Annotated in this window: 9 protein-coding genes; 1 reads left to right on the forward strand and 8 read right to left on the reverse strand. The window is 57.0% G+C overall.

Annotated elements, in window-relative coordinates; genetic code table 11:
* Window positions 1-93 precede the first annotated feature (93 nt).
* Complete coding sequence (locus JFT86_RS22265) at window positions 94-1,122, forward strand: alpha/beta hydrolase (protein WP_201233555.1); 1,029 nt, start codon at window positions 94-96, stop codon at window positions 1,120-1,122.
* Window positions 1,123-1,338: 216 nt separating this feature from the next.
* Here the strand turns inward: JFT86_RS22265 and JFT86_RS22270 are convergent, their stop codons facing one another.
* The 8 genes from JFT86_RS22270 to tssI all read right to left on the reverse strand — a co-directional run bounded on the left by JFT86_RS22270 (window position 1,339) and on the right by tssI (window position 16,784).
* Window positions 1,339-1,695, reverse strand: coding sequence for a DUF6124 family protein (locus tag JFT86_RS22270; protein WP_201238342.1), 357 nt, complete (start codon window positions 1,693-1,695; stop codon window positions 1,339-1,341).
* A gap of 117 nt (window positions 1,696-1,812) precedes the next feature.
* A complete protein-coding gene (locus JFT86_RS22275; RefSeq protein WP_201238343.1) occupies window positions 1,813-2,178 on the reverse strand; it encodes a hypothetical protein in 366 nt (121 codons plus the stop codon).
* A 522-nt stretch (window positions 2,179-2,700) separates the two neighbouring features.
* A complete protein-coding gene (locus tag JFT86_RS22280) occupies window positions 2,701-3,297 on the reverse strand; it encodes a hypothetical protein (protein WP_201238344.1) in 597 nt (198 codons plus the stop codon).
* 8 nt (window positions 3,298-3,305) lie between these two features.
* Window positions 3,306-8,006: an RHS repeat-associated core domain-containing protein gene (locus JFT86_RS22285; RefSeq protein ID WP_201238345.1), complete on the reverse strand. Its 4,701-nt coding sequence runs from the start codon at window positions 8,004-8,006 to the stop codon at window positions 3,306-3,308.
* Between the two features lie 107 nt (window positions 8,007-8,113).
* The gene (locus JFT86_RS22290; RefSeq protein ID WP_201233560.1) at window positions 8,114-8,377 is read right to left on the reverse strand and encodes a PAAR domain-containing protein; all 264 of its coding nucleotides are present in this window, start codon (window positions 8,375-8,377) and stop codon (window positions 8,114-8,116) included.
* A gap of 51 nt (window positions 8,378-8,428) precedes the next feature.
* Window positions 8,429-9,178: a hypothetical protein gene (locus JFT86_RS22295; RefSeq protein WP_201238346.1), complete on the reverse strand. Its 750-nt coding sequence runs from the start codon at window positions 9,176-9,178 to the stop codon at window positions 8,429-8,431.
* Between the two features lie 2 nt (window positions 9,179-9,180).
* Window positions 9,181-13,863, reverse strand: coding sequence for an RHS repeat-associated core domain-containing protein (locus JFT86_RS22300; protein WP_201238347.1), 4,683 nt, complete (start codon window positions 13,861-13,863; stop codon window positions 9,181-9,183).
* A complete protein-coding gene (tssI, locus tag JFT86_RS22305) occupies window positions 13,860-16,784 on the reverse strand; it encodes a type VI secretion system tip protein TssI/VgrG (protein WP_201233562.1) in 2,925 nt (974 codons plus the stop codon). The genes JFT86_RS22300 and tssI overlap by 4 nt, the downstream gene beginning before the upstream one ends.
* Window positions 16,785-16,822 lie beyond the last annotated feature (38 nt).

Below are 16,822 nucleotides of genomic sequence, written 5' to 3' on the forward strand. Positions count from 1 at the left end.
ACAGCCCAGATACGTCCTCGCGCTCAAATGCACTCAAGGTTTGAAGGATTCATTCAGAACCCTTGACCAAAGGCTCGCACAGGAGACGTCACCATGAAGATGGCACTGCACACCCGCAAAACCGCTTTCGGACTTTCGATGCTGGCGCTGTCGTTGTTCGGCGCTTTTGGCACGGCTCAGGCACAAACCACTGAACCTGCTGCGGTCAGCTATTCGGCGCCCTCGCCCTTCGGCCCGCTGAAACATGTGCAGGCGGGTGTGCTTGATGTGGCCTACGCCGAAACCGGCCCTGCCGATGGCCCCGTGGTGATTCTGCTGCACGGCTGGCCCTACGACATTCACAGCTACGACGAGGTCGCGCCGTTGCTGGCAGCCAAGGGTTATCGCGTGCTGATGCCGTATGCGCGGGGTTATGGCGATACGCAGTTCCTCTCAAAAGACACCCTGCGCAACGGCCAACCGGCGGCGCTGGCCAGTGACGTCATCGATTTCATGGACGCACTGAAGATCAAGCAAGCGGTGCTCGGCGGTTATGACTGGGGCGCACGTTCGGCGGACATCGTCTCGGCGCTGTGGCCGGAACGGGTCAAGGCGCTGGTCTCGGTCAGCGGCTATCTGATCGGCAACCAGGCCGCCGGCAAGAATCCGCTGCCGCCCAAGGCTGAATTGCAGTGGTGGTATCAGTTCTACTTCGCCACCGACCGTGGCCGCGACGGCTACCAGAAAAACACCCACGACTTCGCCAAGCTGATCTGGCAACTGGCGTCACCGCAGTGGAAATTCGACGACGCCACCTTCGACCGCTCCGCCAAAGCCCTGGAGAACCCGGATCACGTCGACATCACCGTGTTCAACTACCGCTGGCGTCTGGGCCTGGTACAGGGCGAAGCGAAATACGCGGCGCTGGAGCAGAAACTGGCCACCGCGCCGTCGATCAGCGTGCCGACCATCACCCTTGAAGGCGACGCCAACGGCGCACCGCACCCGGCGCCCGAGGATTACGCCAAACGCTTCACCGGCAAATACCAGTTCCGCTTGATCAACGGCGGGATTGGCCACAACCTGCCGCAGGAAGATCCGCAGGCGTTCGCCAAGGCTGTGATCGACGCCGATCACCTGTAGAAACAAAAAAGCAGTCAGCCGCAAAGGCTAACTGCTTGATTGTTTGATGGTTGGGGTTGAGGCTTGAGGGATGGTCAACTTTTGCAGATTCTTTGCCTGAACTGGCGTCATCGCGAGCAGGCGAAGGCCTACAGGAGAACGCATTCCAAATGTAGGAGTGAGCCTGCTCGCGATGACGCCCGACCAGACACCCTCAACCCCGACTAACGTGCGTAATTACTCGGTTGGCACAACAAGATCCAGCGCTTTGTTGACCGCCAACTCCCCCAACATGACCACCTGCGCAATGCCCAGCAGGGTATGGCGGTTTGATCCCTCTAGCGCCCCGGCAAAATTGCCGAGCATGACCGAGGCGGACGCCAACGACCCGCAAGCATTGGTCAGCAACGACTCGGTGTCTGCGTGCGGATTGGCCATGAACAGAGCGTTGGGCGTGTAGGGTGTTGCCACGATCGCGGCAGGCAAAAGGTAATGATCAAGCGCACGCTCGGCCGCTTCGTGGAGCTTTCTTGAATTGGGCGACGCGTACGGCGACGCCGGATCGGTGATCGGTGGTTCGGGTGTCTTGGACATCAGCTGAAACTCCAACAAGAACCGGTTCAGGTCCTTGGATAGAAAGCGTGAAGCACCGCGTTCGCGGACGCTTCCGTGCAATGAGGGGGCACGCCCCCTCACCCATCTGCACCGCGACTAGTGCGGCAAGCGCTGGTTGTCCAGGACTCGACCCACGACCAGCTCACTGAGCATGATCACCTGCTGCAGGATCAGCATCTTTCGACGCTGCGAAATGTCTATCGAATCAGCAAGTTCACGCGCCATGTCACTGGCGGAGGACAACGTTTCAGTCGCCTCGACGAGCAGCGTTTCGTCATCCACCGTCGGGTCGATGAGGTAGATCCTGCCGGTCTTGCGGGTGGGGATTGAAGTCTTCAGTGCGGAGGGATTGAGGTAGAAGTTGATGGCGCGTTCTGTGGCCTCTTTGATGTTCTGAGGTTCGAGCGCGGCGTCGTAGGGGATTGGGTCGGTTTCTGGTGGGTTGGGCGTTATTTTGAACATTTATCTAATTCCAAAAGTAGGGCCGCGCCCCTTCCCTACTAAAAGAAGGGTGGCAGCTGTGCGCAGGTTAGTAGACCGGTGGAATTAGCAAAACCGGCGCGCCCGAGAGCGCCCTGCGCACAACCGCCATCAAGTGCAGGACAAAACTTACCTGACTGAATGGGACTCGTGCGCTTACTAATTCTATCCGAGCTACTAAACCCGACCACTGATGGGCAGTGGCAGGTCAACGATAGAGCCCGAGGGGTAAGCGCACAAGCCGGCGGATTCTGGCGTATGCGTAGGCAAAGGCACAAGGATTTGTAGCCTTTTTGGCGTAACAGTTGGTGTAGGTTAAACGTGTTTGCAGAATCTTGTTTAAGCCGCGTGTCAGTCGTAAATCCTTCGCTCATTTTTTGATCGACCGGCTGCTAGTTTGGCGATTGGCTAGGCATGATGGTACTGCTCCGCTAGCCCGACTTTTATTTGCCCTGCGGCATTCAGTACGCAGGCCTGCGCTTCAACAAACACCACGCGTTCGAGTTAAAGCTTTGCAAGCAAACGGTTAAACGCACGTGAGCAGCCTCGTTGCTTTGCATCTCTGATCATCGAATCGTAAGTGGACGGTTCAAACGTTTCGCGAACCGCTTTCTTCGCTATGTCATTGAACTGCGCATTATCAAAATCACATTCTACTGTTGAAACAACATAAGAATTACGCTTGGACCACTGGTCAAATCTTATTACGATTTTTTCGTCAAAAATCAGTGCCCCATCACTTTTATCTTCGAAGAAAAAGAACTCCATACGATTCGTATCGACCTGCCCCGTTGACGTAGCAAATGGCTGCTTTCTTAAAAGCGATGTCAGCCTTACCCCACCTGCAATACCAAGACCGCCCCCCAAACTCTCGCTCGCAAAAAAATACTGCTTGAAGACAACCGTTATTTTTCTACGGAAATAAGGAACTTCGTATGCTTTCTCGAAAGAATGAAAACCAATCGGATCGCCGATCAGTTCAAAATCGGCGTTTATGAAATCCGACTCGGAAAAGCCGTTCAACCCAAAAATACCTGGCTGAAGGTTACCCGCCCCCTCTATGAACAACTCAACAAGCTGATGAAAATCAGTAGAAATCATATATTCCCTTATTTACGCGCTACCGGGTTCGTACCCGCGGCATGGTGCTCACTTAGAATGGTACCCACCTGTTTCAGTTGAGGCACACGCGAAGAGTTTGGATCTGCATCAATGCCCGCCTGTGCGGATTTCGCAAGCCGATCCACATTCATCGGTTTATCGAGGTATCTTAAAACACACTCACACGCCTTACCCCATTGAGAGTTGGGCATTGCTCGCGTTGCCTTGTCGGATGGTTCAAGTACCACATGGGTTCCTTGAGCATTCGGTATGAGGGCGATGTGCCCACCGGCTCGCGGCAAACCATCCCCGCTTACATTTACGTGAACACCTCGATTCGTCACGTCTTGCCCAGCAGTATTCGCACCTATTTTATGACCTGCGAGACCTAAAGGGTCGATGAGCAGGACGGGGTTAGCCCCATAAAAATAAAGATTCAGTCCACCCGCATAGCTGATTGGGTCTTGACTGATAAAGCGACCTACGCATGGATCATAATATCGATGCCGATTGTAATGCAGCCCCGTTTCATGATCATGGTACTGCCCTTGGAATCGAATAGGGTTAGCAATCCCCTGCTGCCTCGCCCATCCCGACCACTCCTCTGTGATATCTCCCCAAGCCTTGTACTGAGCACGCCATACGAGGTCACCGTTTTGATCGGTCAGTTCTTGAGGCGTGCCAAGATGGTCGCACTGATACCACGTCAATACATCAATGGATGGCGACACCGCTGAGTGATTCCAAAGCGGATCCTCCTCCAGGCTGTAGTCGTCGCCATAGCTGGGTAGCCCCACCAGATTGATGGAATGATTCGATATGGCCTGAGCAACCGGAATGAACGTACCCGGCTCAAACACATAGTGAATTGTGCGCCCCGTCTCGCCATCCTGCTGGGCAGCACGACTTTCCCAAGCCAGGTTATCGCCATCCCAGCCGTACAATGTGAAACCACACCCATGCTCTCGCTGCAAACGTGACTGCTCAGCGCTGTTCCACAGTGAGCCTGCTTCCGGTCGCTTCTTGTAATGCACCTTGGAGTTTTTCAGGAGTCGCCGCCCAAGTGCATCGTAGGCATATTCCACCGATAGTATGCCGTCATCAAAATGCACCAACCGATCAAGCAGGTCCCAACGCATTTGACTGGAAGCACCATCCCGCCAGCGCTTTATCTGATTACCACGCTCGTCGTATTCGTAGTGAGCGCCGGCGTACTCATGCAGCAGGTTATCGAGCAGCTTGCTGCGTGCCGGGGTCAGCTCGAGTGCCCGCCGATGCTCAGCTGTCTTCTCATCCAGCAAGTTACCCGCTGGGTCAAAGTCGAACGTCTCGACACCCAAACGACTGACTGCGCTGAGCAACCTGTTGACCGGATCATAACGGTACGACAGCTGACCACGACGCGTATCGTTGATTTCGTTCAGTTGTCCTGCTGCGTCGTAAGTGTATTCACGCTTGAGCACAACCGACTTGTCATCACTGCGCCCCAGCACTTGATCCTGCAACCGCCCAATCGGGTCCCATTTCTGAGTCTGTACTAAACGATTGCCTTGATGCCGAGCCACCTCGCGGTGCATGTCATCGCGCTCGTATCCAAGCAACTCATGCTCGTTAAGACGCAATGCCAAGAGATGGCCGCTGCCATAGGTCAACCAACTGACACGATGCCCGTCAGGGCGAATCGTAGCGACGCGCTGATTGAGCACGTCGTATTCATGTTGCCAGACAGCAACAAGTGGTTTTTCCAATCCAAGATAATGCTGATGCTCTCGCACCATATTGCCAGCGGCATCATGGAACCACTGCACACGACTGTCGGCGTTGCTCGCAAGGATCATCTTACCCCGGCCGTCATAAGCGTAATGTTCCGCCTGAGACTCATCACCAAGGGTGGCGAGACGCTCCGTCACACGCCCCATTTCGTCGTAAGCAAGCGTTACAACTCGCTCACCGATCGCGATCTTCGACAAGCGCCCGGTAGCTATGTCGTATTGATACCGAGTCAGGCGACCGTCAAACCCTGTCTCAGTCAACAAACGTCCAACAGGATCATAGAGAAATTGTGCCGAGCGCTCATTCTGATTTTCTAACGCTTGCAAGCGTCCCAAGCGATCCCAGCGATAACGCAAAGTCTGTTCGGCAGCATCCACCCGTTCAGAGATGAAACCCGCCGCCGTATAGCTCCAGTTCGTACAACGATCCAATCCATCGACATGCGCCAACAGCCGACCTTCCGCATCGTGTTCAAAACGCTCTTCCGTTTTGTCGGGGTGCTTGATCAGCGCCACGTGTCCAGACTTGTATTCATACTCGGTGCTCTGCCCGGCGGCATCGGTTGCACAGATCATCAGGCCCCGATCGTCATACTCCCATGCAGTGGTCTTGCCGGAGCAATCGACATATTTGAGCAACTGTCCGGCATCGTTGTACTCAAGCGTTTTCTCATTGCCATTAGCGTCCTTGATCGCAATCGGCAAACCTTTCTTGTCATAGGCGTACTCGGTTTTGTTACCGAGCGGATCGACCGTTTCAATCAAATTCCCAACGTCGTCGTAAGCTCTCAGCCAAAGTCCACCTTCTGCATCCAAGATCTTGATCAGTTGATCCTGATCGTCATAGGCGAAGTGCACCACGCCGTTATCGGCACGAATATGCTCAAGTCGATTACTGCGTTCGTCGTAGATGAAGCGGTCTGTCGTGCCGTCGGGATGAACATGCCTTACGACGTTCTTGGCCTCATCACGGAACAGCCATTCCGAAAGACCGTCCGCATGGCGTATGCGATAGGTATATCCCAGGCTGTCGTAGTAGTGCCACGTCTCATTGCCATGAGCATCGGTGACATAAGTCAGACGAATGTTTTCATCCCATTCCAGGCGAGTATCAAAGCTCCCGTCATCTGCCCATTCACGCACGGCTTTTGCATCAGTGCCCGTGCCCTGCCATTGCAAGTTCATGCCGCGCCCGGTTCGGTCGGTGTAGCGAGTAATCAGGTGATACTCGTACTGGTACCACCAAGCGGCGCCATTTTCATCCTGCGCCTGAACCAGGTCACCCTGCCCGTCATATTCGTAAGCACATAGCTGACGCTGCGGGGCACCATCACAAATTTCCCACAGCCCGGTCAGTCGGCCATAGGCATCGACCATAGTGCCGATGTGGCGGTGAACCTTGGTGATGTCATGTTCCTGATAGGTGATCAGATCTGACAAGACCGGCATTTCCCCGTGACGGTGCTCATAATGCAACATGATTCCAGCGCCATTGCGTAACTCAACACTGACCAGCACGTAACTGTGCCCATGACGGCTGTAGGTCTCCTTGCGCTCGAAACCACGGCATAGGAGTAACTGACCCTCGATAACGTGCAGCAGGGTAATGTTCTCTATCGCGTCGTAATGGAATTGGCCGATCTTGGGTAGCGGATAGGTGTGACTTCGACCGCCTGCATCGTGGAACATCAGGCCTTCGTCGTGCTCATCGATGCGAGTCGTAAACGATGTGATCCAGCGCGCTCCCAAAATGCCCGAATCATAGGCGCCAAGGTCTGAGCAATAGGTGCGTGTCCAATCAATGGGAAATGCGCCGGGCAAGCTGAAGTCCGAGTGATCAAACGTCTCCGTACCCATGGCAAAGTTGATGCGCTTACAGGTTGCAGGACACACTTCGTTTTTTTCGTCATTAGGGCGCGACTTCGGCCTTGACTCACCCCGGCTGATTTCCACCTTGCCGTCACTGGCGATGCGTCTGGACTGACTGGTAGTGCCTGGTTTTACGTGACCGCCCTGCCCGTGCGCGTTGCGCATACGCCAAGCCGCAACAGCGCTGGCCAACACCACCAACAACGCGCCGATGGAGCTTTGAACGGCAGGGTCACTCAACTTGTTCAACTGCGTGCGCAACTCAGGCCCCATGGCGCGCAACGATTTCGTATGAACAAGAACCTTCTTCTTCGCTTGCTCTGGCAAGAGATGTTCGGCCGCACTGTTGGCGACGCCTTTGCCGGCCGCTGTGTAAACGTTCGCCGCAGCGCCAAAAATGTTGCTGATTGCGCTCATCGGATCATGGAGCAACTGCCTACTGGCAGCGCTTGCCATCTGCTGTGCTTCTTTCAAATTACCTTTGGCGTCGAGTTGTCCGTTTACAACTCTCTCCAAGCCGACGGCAATTTCGTTGAGAATTTTCTCGCCCAGTTCTCCTGCATCACTGAGCAAGTTTTTGAGTTTGGCTTGAGCCTGCTTAACGAAATCATCGATCACGCCCACGATGTCAGCGTTCAAATGACCGACCACGACGTTGATCAACGCATCGCCCAGGACCAGCTTTCCGACCTTGGCGACTTCCTGGCGTACAAGGAACAGCGTCGGTCGCAAGCTCATGCGCGCTGCTGCCATGTTCGGCGGCATAGGCAAAACGCCGATCAAGTTGATCCCGAGACTGACCCAATTAAGAGGATCTTGTTTGGGGTTGTTCGAAAGCGTCACAACATCGTTCAGCGCATCGACCAACGCCATGATGTTGCCGACGACAGGCAGGGCCCCCGCCACCGTTTTGATGCGCTCCAAGGTGACCAGATCACCACTGATCTCTCGCAACCAGGCATCGAATTGAGCCGCACTGCGACCCACGTCTTCGACCATGATCAGATTCAGAGGAACAACGGCAACTTGGGGTTCACGTTTGGTTGCGACAGCGGTATTCGTCGTCATGGGAGCGTCTTACCAGCCAACAGGCTTTGGAATTCAGAAATAACGTGAGGCGCATCGCATACTCGGCATTCGACCGAGGCAATGGGGCCAAAGATGAAGTCAACTGATCAACTGATCACTGCCCCTTTCGGGCCGCTTGCAATTAACGCAGCACCGCAGGCGGTTTTCATGCCGTCGAGGGCGATGGGCGTACCGTCGACGGTGTAGGTGCTGCTGCCCTCGGCAATCGGGAATATCCCTTTGCACAGAGGGCAACTGACCTTGTGACCGAGCCCGGCAATGGGTTTGCCGTTGAGGTCGGTCCGGGAGAAGGATTCGAGGACTTTGCCACCGTGGGTGGTGGAGTCGCCGAGGCGAATTGCGTCTTTCATGGTGTCACTCCTTTGACGGGCAAGCTGGATGCCGCTATTGCGACATCAACATCAAGAAACGAAGGCGGCAAGCACATCGCTGGCAATCAGCTCTTTTCTGGCGTCTTGCTGATCGGCGTCAGTCACGCGCCAGACATTCCAACCGTTTTGCAGTTGGCGCTCACCGAATCGATCCATCACCGATTCCAGTGCGTTTTGCTTTTGCACTGGCAAGGCATTGAGTTTTTCCTCACTGAACGCGTTGTAGTCAAAAACATCCCTGATGTAGTGAACATCGACTGCGTTTCGAGTGGCCGCTGCCCATTTGCCGACCTGGCTGCGCCCCTCCCACATCAAAGGATGCGACTCGTCCGGGGTGTAATGGCCCAAACCGAACCCGGTTCCGTACCCCTGGCTTTCCTGGTAGGCATACAGGTATTCAAAGAGCTCGGCAAAACCCTCTAGACGCCAGAACGATTCGATCAGTTGATCGAGGCTCATGACCTCGTTTGCGACGCTCAAGAGCAAACCGTTTCTGCGGGAAAAGATTGCACTGACATTACAGTTCATCAGTTCGTCGCATTCATCCTTTGGCCAGATTCGCTCGGAAAAAAACTCTATCGCTTCGCTCTCGGATGCCTGCAGAGTTTTTTCATAGTTCTTCTCGGAAAATTTGACGACCTTCCCGGATTTGCTGCCAAAGCGATCAATATCCATGCCCGCTTGCGCAAACCATGCCTTGAGAAACGGGCTGACCGCTGACAGTTGTACCAACGCCTCTTTTTTCAGATGGGCGACAAAGAAGTTGTAATGCTGACTCATATCTAGCGTCTCTTCGTTCTATTGGTTCTTGTGTAGTCACCGGCTCGAGGGCCCAGTGCGGACAAAGTATTAGCCGCTTTACTGTCCAGTTTTTCAAAGCGGTCAGTCGGCGAAGGCACCTCGACGATATCCACCTTACCGTCATGACGCAGCCCGGTCACGTCCGGACGAGTCAGAGGATCTGTCGGCACACCCGTCACCGTTTTAACGGCGACATCAACACCGACTTTCTGATACTGGCCGCTTTTCGCCATCTCCTCGGCAATGGCCTCGGATTGTTCGGCATGACCGACGCCGCCGGTCTTTTGCCCGGTGCCGACGATTGGACAACCGTTAACGACTCGTATCGGTTGTTTCTTGAGCCCGAAAGGGTCCGTCCATCCCACCGGGTTCGGCGCGTAGCAATAGAGATTGACCCCACCGAGATAACCGATCGGATCTTGACTGATGAACCGTCCAGCGCCCGGATCGTAATATCGATAGCGGTTGTAATGCAGCCCGGTTTCAACATCGTGGTACTGCCCTTGAAAACGAATGGGATTGCGCACACCTTGCCGCTGCGCCCATGGCGAGTACTCTTCGCTTGCCACACCCCACGCTTTGTACTGAGCACTCCAGGCAATATTGCCGCTCTCGTCGGTCAACTCCTGCGGTGTACCCAAGTGATCACACTGGTACCAGAGCACCGCATCGAAGGGTTCTACGCGCGGCTGATGATTCCACAACGGATCGTCGTCCAGGCTGTAATCGCCATGATACTCAGGCACCTCCATGAGGTTGATGGGGGCGTGTCGAAGGGCCTGTGCCACTGGAACAAAGGAGCCCGGCTCATAGATATAGTGCACCGTGCGCCCGGTGCCGCCCTCAAGGTCGGCGGGGCTGCTTTCCCAGGCGAGATTGTCACCGTCCCAGCCGTAAAGCGTGAATCCACAGTCGAACTCGCGCTGTTTACGCGCCTGTTCGTGACGGTTCCACTGCGAGCCGGCTTCCGGACGCGCCGTGTAATGCGCCCGGGAGTTTTTATGCAGACGCCTTCCCAGTGCGTCATAGGCGAAATCCACCGCCAGATGTTTATCTTCGAAATGCACTAACCGGTCGAAAAGGTCCCATTGCAAACAGGCGCGATTGCCATCGTGCCAACGCACTGTCTGGTTACCACGCTCGTCGTATTCATAATGCGTTCCGGCGTATTCGCGCAGCAGGTTATCCAGCACCTTGTGGCGCGAAGCGTCCTGATCAAGCGGACGGCGTATTTCGTTGACCTGTTCGTCCAGCAGGTTACCGGCCGGATCAAAGGCAAAGGTTTCGGTGCCCAGACGACTGGCAGCGACCAGCAGTCTGCCGACAGGGTCATATCGGTAGCTCAACGCACCACGGCGACTGTCATTGATGTCGGTCAGTTGGCCGACGGCATCAAAGGTGTACTGGCGCTTGAGCAGCGTGGACTTGTCATCAGAGCGCACGAGCAATTGCTCCTGCAACCGTCCGACCGGGTCCCATTTCTGCGTTTGCAGCAGCCGGTTGCCCTGATGACGGGCGACCTCGCGATGCAAGTCGTCGCGTTCGTACCCGACCAGTTCCTGCTCATCCACCCTCATCCCGAGCAGATGGCCGCTGCCGTAGGTTAACCAACTGACCCGATGCCCGTCCGGGCGAACCGTGGCAATACGCTGGTTGAGGGCATCGTATTCATGCTGCCAGAGCGCAACCGCCGAAGTTTCCAGCCCCAGGTAATGCTGGTGCTCACGCACCAGATTGGTAGCCGGGTCGTAGAACCATTGCAAGCGACTCTGGTCATTACAGGCCATGGTCAAATTGCCGTTACCGTCATACGCGTACGATTCGCTCTGAGACTGATCCCCCAGATAGGCACTGCGCTCGATCAGACGCCCCATCGGGTCGAAACTGACACCAATGCGTCGACTGCCGTTGATGATGTCCGCCAGCCGCCCCGTTTCCGGGTCATAGCGGTAGCGCGTCACGCGCCCGTCAAAGCCGCTTTCCTCAAGCAGCCGACCGATCGGGTCATAGCGAAAATGGGCGCCCCGCTCATTCTCGTTTTCCAGGGTCAGCAAGCGGCCCATGCGATCCCAGCGATATCGTAACGTCTGCTCGGCCGCATCCATTCTTTGCGAAATCAGGCCGGCGGCGGTGTATTGCCAGGTTGTGCAACGCTCCAGCGCATCGACATGGGCCAGCAAGCGCCCTTCGGCATCACGCTCAAAACGCTCTTCGGTCTGGTCCGGATGCTTGATCAGCACCAACTGCCCGGCCTGGTAGTCATACTCGGTGCTTTGTCCGGCGGCATCGGTAAAGCAGCACATCTGACCGCGATCGTTGTAATCCCAGGTACTGGTTTTCCCGGAGCAGTCGGTGTACTTGATCAGTTGATCGGCGTCGTTGTATTCAAGGGTTTTTTCGTTGCCGATTGCATCCTTGATGGCAACGGGTTGGCCGGACGGGCTGTAGGCGTATTCCGTCTTGTTACCCAGCGGATCGACCGCTTCGACAAGATTGCCGCGATCGTCATAGGCACGCAGCCAGACTCCGCCTTCCGCGTCCATGATCTTGATCAGTTGGTCTTGATCGTCGTAGGCGTAATGCTCCACCGAGTCATCCGGGCGGATATGTTCAACCCGGTTGCCACGCTCGTCGTAACTGTAAAGATCCGCGGTTCCGTCAGGGTGAACGTGGCGCAAGACATTCTTGGCTTCATCACGGAAGAACCACTCTGAACGCTCGTCCGGATGGCGAACGCGATACGTGTAGCCAAGGATGTCGTAGTAGTGCCACGTTTCGTTGCCAAGCGCATCGATCACATAGGTCAGACGAATGTTTTCGTCCCACTCAAGGCGTGTATCGAAGCTACCGTCATCCGCCCACTCGCGAATCGCTTTGGCGTCCGCACCGTGGCCGTTCCACTGCAGATTCATGCCGCGACCGGTGCGGTCGGCATATCGTGTAATGAGGTGAGACTGGTACTCGTACGATCTGATCGCGCCGTTCTCGTCCTGCGCCTGAGTAAGATCGCCATTGGCGTCATATTGGTAGGCGCAAAGCTGACGCTGCGGCACACCATCGTAAATTTCCCATAGCCCGGACAAACGGCCTTGGTCATCGATCATGGTGCCCAGATGCCGATGGACTTTGGTGATGTCATCCTGATAAGTGATCAGGTCCGACAACACTGACAAGTCGCCGTGCCGGTGTTCGTAATGCAGCATGATCCCCGCGCCGTTGCGCAACACCACACCGCTCAACAGGTATCGCTGACCTCGCCGCACGTAGGTCTCCCGGCGTTCGATACCACGGCACAAGACGATCTGGTTTTCAGACGCGCGAACGACGGTAACGTCTTCGATGGCGTCATGGTGAAATTCCCCCGGTTTGGGGAGCGGGTATGCGTGAATCCGACCGTCAGCGGCGTGGTAGGCAAGGCCTTCATCGACACAATCGAAACGCGCGGTGAACTCGGTGACCCAGCGCGCGCCCAGCTCGCTTTGATCGTAAGCGTCGAGTCGGGAGCTATAGGTGCGAATCCATTCAATCGGGAATGGGCCAGGCAGGCTGAAATCGGTATGACTGAACGTTTCCGAACCCAAGGCAAAACTGATGCTGCGAGTGGTGGTCGCGGCGACGCCATTCTTACAGGCGTTGCAGTGCGCGGTGGCGGGCGCCTGAAGGCTAGTCGACTCCAGCCGGCCCTCACCCGCCTGATGCCGCGCTTGACTTGTCGCATTGGGTTTGACCGATGTTCCCTGACCGTGAGCCCGGCGCTTGCGCCAGGTGACCACGGCGCCCGCCAACATCTGCAGCAGCCAGCCGATGGAATGCTGGACGCCGGGATCACCGAGTTTTTTCATTTGCGTGCGCAACTCCACGCCCAACGTGCGCAGCATGGAGGTGTTGCTCAGCACTAAAGCCTTGGCACTGTCCGGCAGCAGATTCTTCGCCGCACTGTTGGCGACGCCTTTACCCGCGGCCTTATAGGCGCTAAACGCAGCGCCAAATATATTGCCGATGGCGGCCTTCGGGTCATGTAGCAATTGCCCGCCGGCGGCACTCATTTTGGCGCTCGCGGCTTTCATGTCGCCTTTGGCATCGAGCTTGCCGTTGACCACGGTTTCCAGACCCTTGGCAATCTCGTTTACTGCTTTTTGGCCAAGCTCGCCGGCGTCGTCAAGTATGCTTGCCAGCTTGGGCTTGGCCTTTTCCACGAAGTCATCGATCGTACCAACGATGGTCGCATTCAAGTGGCCGATCAGCACTTCTATCAGCGAGTCCCCCAGCAACATCTTGGCGCTGTTGCGCAACTCCTGACGGACCAGAGACAGTGTCGGACGCAAGGTCATTCGCGCTGAAGCCATCGTCGGCGGTGCCGGAAGCACACCGATCAGATTAATGCCCAGACTGACCCAGTCCAGTACCTGACGCTGTTTGCTTTTGGCCAAAGTGACAATGTCGCCGAGCGCATCGACCAACGCCATGATGTTGCCCACCACCGGCAAGGCACCCGCAACGTTCTTGACTCGATCAAGCGTCACGACGCCGCCACTGATGGATTGCAACCAGGCATCGAATTTTGCCGCACCACGTCCGACATCCTTGATGTCGATGGTATTGAGCGGTACCACCGCCACTTGCGGTTCGCGCTTTTTCTCGGCAGCGGGAGTTGGTGTGGTCATGACAGCACCTCACCTGGCAGCAGACTGGAGAACGAGCCAAGGTCCGGCGTTTTTATCGCGGTTTTGGGTAACGATACCGATGGCAGACTCGGCAACTTGCCGGCCTTGCTCGCCGCCCCCAAAATCCCCGACGCGCTCGGCATCGCAGCGCTCGCCAGTTTCGGCAATCCAGCCACCCCGCCCTGCACCACCCCTTTGACCTGCTGCGCCGTTTGCATCGCACCTTGGGCGGTCTGCATCGCACTCATCCCTGTTTGCGCCATGTCCTTGCCCTTTTCCAGGATGTCCCAGCTCTTGCTCGGCAAGACCTGTGCGACCATCGCCTGCACCTGGCTCGGCACTTCTTCAGCCCCCGGCGGGTTCAACGGCCATTCCGGTTTACCGATGTAGCTGCCATCGCTCCAGGTGTCCGCCGGGTCCTTGCCGAACAGCACGCGCGCCGGCCCCGGTGCGGCGCCCGCGACGCTGGCGAAACCTTTGCCGTCGAGCTTGCCCTTGATGCTTTTGCCCAGTGCGTCGATGACTTCGTAATCGCCTTCTTTGATGCCCTGACGCCCGGCGTACTGGTTGAACAATTCCAGATTGCCCTTGCCCGGTTTCGGTGGTTCCGGGAATACACCGGCCAGACTTTTCGCCCCGGTGTAGGCGAAATTCGCCGCGTGCGCGGTGTACGGGCCGCTGGTGGCGTGGGTGATGCCGCCGGCGTTGTAGGTGGTCGCGCTGCCGCCGCCCTGAATCACCAGCTCGGTTTTCGCAGTGATGGTGATGCGGTCTGCGTTGGCGGTGATGTTGAGTTTGGCCAGCAGGTTGATGCTGTCCTTGAGTGCCCGCACATCAATGTCGCCGGACGCCGCGACCAGACGCCAACCCATGCTTTGCACGAACAGACGCATGCCCCGGCTGGCACTGGCGAGCAGGCGTTTGCCGATCGACAGGCTGGTGTGCCCGGTGCTGCTCAGCGCCAGGTGTTCGCCCGTGGCGATGTGGCTGGAGCGCGGCGTGGTCAAAGCGATGCCGGCCGGGCTGGCGAGGACCAGATGCGGCTCGGTGAATTCCGGGAATTCGTTGGCGGTGAGGTTGGCCGGGCCGCTGCCGAGCACGCCTTGATGCTGGGCGTGCAGCGCTTTGGCAACGTCGTCCTGATCGCCCGCTTCCTGAGCCTGAAGCTCTTTGGCTTGAACGGCGAAGCCATCCTGCTGATCGCTCGCGGTAGCGAGCCGCTCGGCGGTTTCCGGCAGGTCCTTGTGGTGCTTGGATTCGTTCGGGCGCGGTTCGGTGGTGATCAACAAACCCGCAGCCGCACGTACGGCACCGTGGCGATCGGTGCGCAGTTCAAAACCTTCGCCGCGTGGCTGACCGCCGCTTGGCCGCGGATGGGTCAGATAACCGAGGTTGATCGCACTCGCACCGTGGTCACTGCGCAGCGCGATGCTGATCTCGCTGGTGGTGTCGTCGATGCGCAGTTCGTTGGCGCGGCTGCCCTTGTATTCCTTGCTCTTGACCGTGGCCAGGGTCTTGAAATCCGGCAGTTTGTACGGCGGCAGATTCGCGCCGTGGTACAGGCAACCGGTGATCAAAGGCTGATCGGGATCGCCCTCAAGGAAGGTGATCAGCACTTCCATGCCGACTCGCGGAATATTGATCGAACCAAACGTTTCCGCGGCCCAGCTCGACGCCACGCGCATCCAGCAACTGGTCATGTCGTCGTGCTTGCCTTCACGGTCCCAGAAGAACTGCACCTTCACCCGGCCGTACTGGTCGCAGTAGATCTCTTCACCTTCGGGGCCGCAGACCACAGCGCTTTGCGTGCCGAGGACTTTTGGTTTCGGGTGATCAAGCGGTGGGCGGTAAGGCACGTCCCACGGGATCGCGCTGAAGCGGTTGCGGTAGCCCTGGTGAAAATCGTCCTTGTTGTCAGTGGTGTCGCTGGTCACCGACTCTTCCAGCACCTGCGGCTGCTTGCCTTCGTGGAAGATTTCGGTGAGCAGCCAGAGGTCATTCCACGTCGGATTGGCGTGGTCGGTCAGGGCGAGGAAATGCCCGCTGACCAGGATCGGTTGATCGCTGTTGCCTTCGGCCAGACGATAGTCGCTGCGATGGCGTTCCAGGGCGCGATTGGCCAGGTGCTTGCCACGCTCGCGGTCGACGAAACGGCCCGGGTAATCGTAATCTTCGAGGTCCGGTTGGGCGCTGCTTTTGGCGTCGCTTTCCAGCTCGATCTTCGGTTTGACGAAGTCGTAATCGCGGCGCGTGGTGCGGCTGGTGCGGGTGGCCAGACGCAGACCGAAACGCTTGACCACCGGTTTGTCGGCGACCAGTCCGGAGTCCTGCTGATAGGCCACCGGCGCCAGTTTAGGGAACACCGTCTGGTCATCGCCGAAGGTCAGTTTGTGGCCGCTGGCGGTGTGCTGGAAGTGGTAGTGAATCCCCTCCTCCTCACACAGACGCTGGATGAAATCGAGGTCCGACTCGTCGTACTGCACGCAGTAGATGCGCTCGGGATAGATCGCGCTCAGCTGGAAGTGATAATCGCTGGCGAGGATGCCGTGTTCTTCCAGCACCTGACTGATGATCTGCTGCACGGTCATCTGCTGGAAGATGCGCTGATTCACCCGATGCGCCAGGTACGCCAGTTGTGGGCGCAGGGAGATTTTGTAGCGCGTCAGCCGCTTGCCCGCCTCGCCCTGGGCGATGCTGTAGACCAGCCCATGAATGCCGCTACCGCTCGGCGACAACTGAAGAAACGCCAGTTTGTGCAGCACGCTTTCGAGGTTGATCGAAGCCTTTTCGCTGACCAGTTCCAGTTCGAACTCGAAGGGGGTATTGAGTGCCTCTCGACCGGTGAACGACAGCACCTGGAAATCGCTGTCGACGCCATCGACGGTCAGATTGAAATGAGGCTGATTGGCCGGTGAGAACATCCCTTGTTCCTCGCGCAGTGCTGCAACGCGCCATAGCC

It is taken from the genome of Pseudomonas sp. TH06 (assembly GCF_016651305.1).
Lineage (GTDB): Bacteria > Pseudomonadota > Gammaproteobacteria > Pseudomonadales > Pseudomonadaceae > Aquipseudomonas.

Coding starts and splice junctions, on each gene's coding strand:
- JFT86_RS22275 (WP_201238343.1), bottom strand. CDS start 2,178: ATGTTCAAAATAACGCCCAACCCACCAGAAACCGACCCAATCCCCTAC.
- tssI (WP_201233562.1), bottom strand. CDS start 16,784: ATGTTCTCACCGGCCAATCAGCCTCATTTCAATCTGACCGTCGATGGC.
- JFT86_RS22290 (WP_201233560.1), bottom strand. CDS start 8,377: ATGAAAGACGCAATTCGCCTCGGCGACTCCACCACCCACGGTGGCAAA.
- JFT86_RS22270 (WP_201238342.1), bottom strand. CDS start 1,695: ATGTCCAAGACACCCGAACCACCGATCACCGATCCGGCGTCGCCGTAC.
- JFT86_RS22295 (WP_201238346.1), bottom strand. CDS start 9,178: ATGAGTCAGCATTACAACTTCTTTGTCGCCCATCTGAAAAAAGAGGCG.
- JFT86_RS22285 (WP_201238345.1), bottom strand. CDS start 8,006: ATGACGACGAATACCGCTGTCGCAACCAAACGTGAACCCCAAGTTGCC.
- JFT86_RS22265 (WP_201233555.1), top strand. CDS start 94: ATGAAGATGGCACTGCACACCCGCAAAACCGCTTTCGGACTTTCGATG.
- JFT86_RS22280 (WP_201238344.1), bottom strand. CDS start 3,297: ATGATTTCTACTGATTTTCATCAGCTTGTTGAGTTGTTCATAGAGGGG.
- JFT86_RS22300 (WP_201238347.1), bottom strand. CDS start 13,863: ATGACCACACCAACTCCCGCTGCCGAGAAAAAGCGCGAACCGCAAGTG.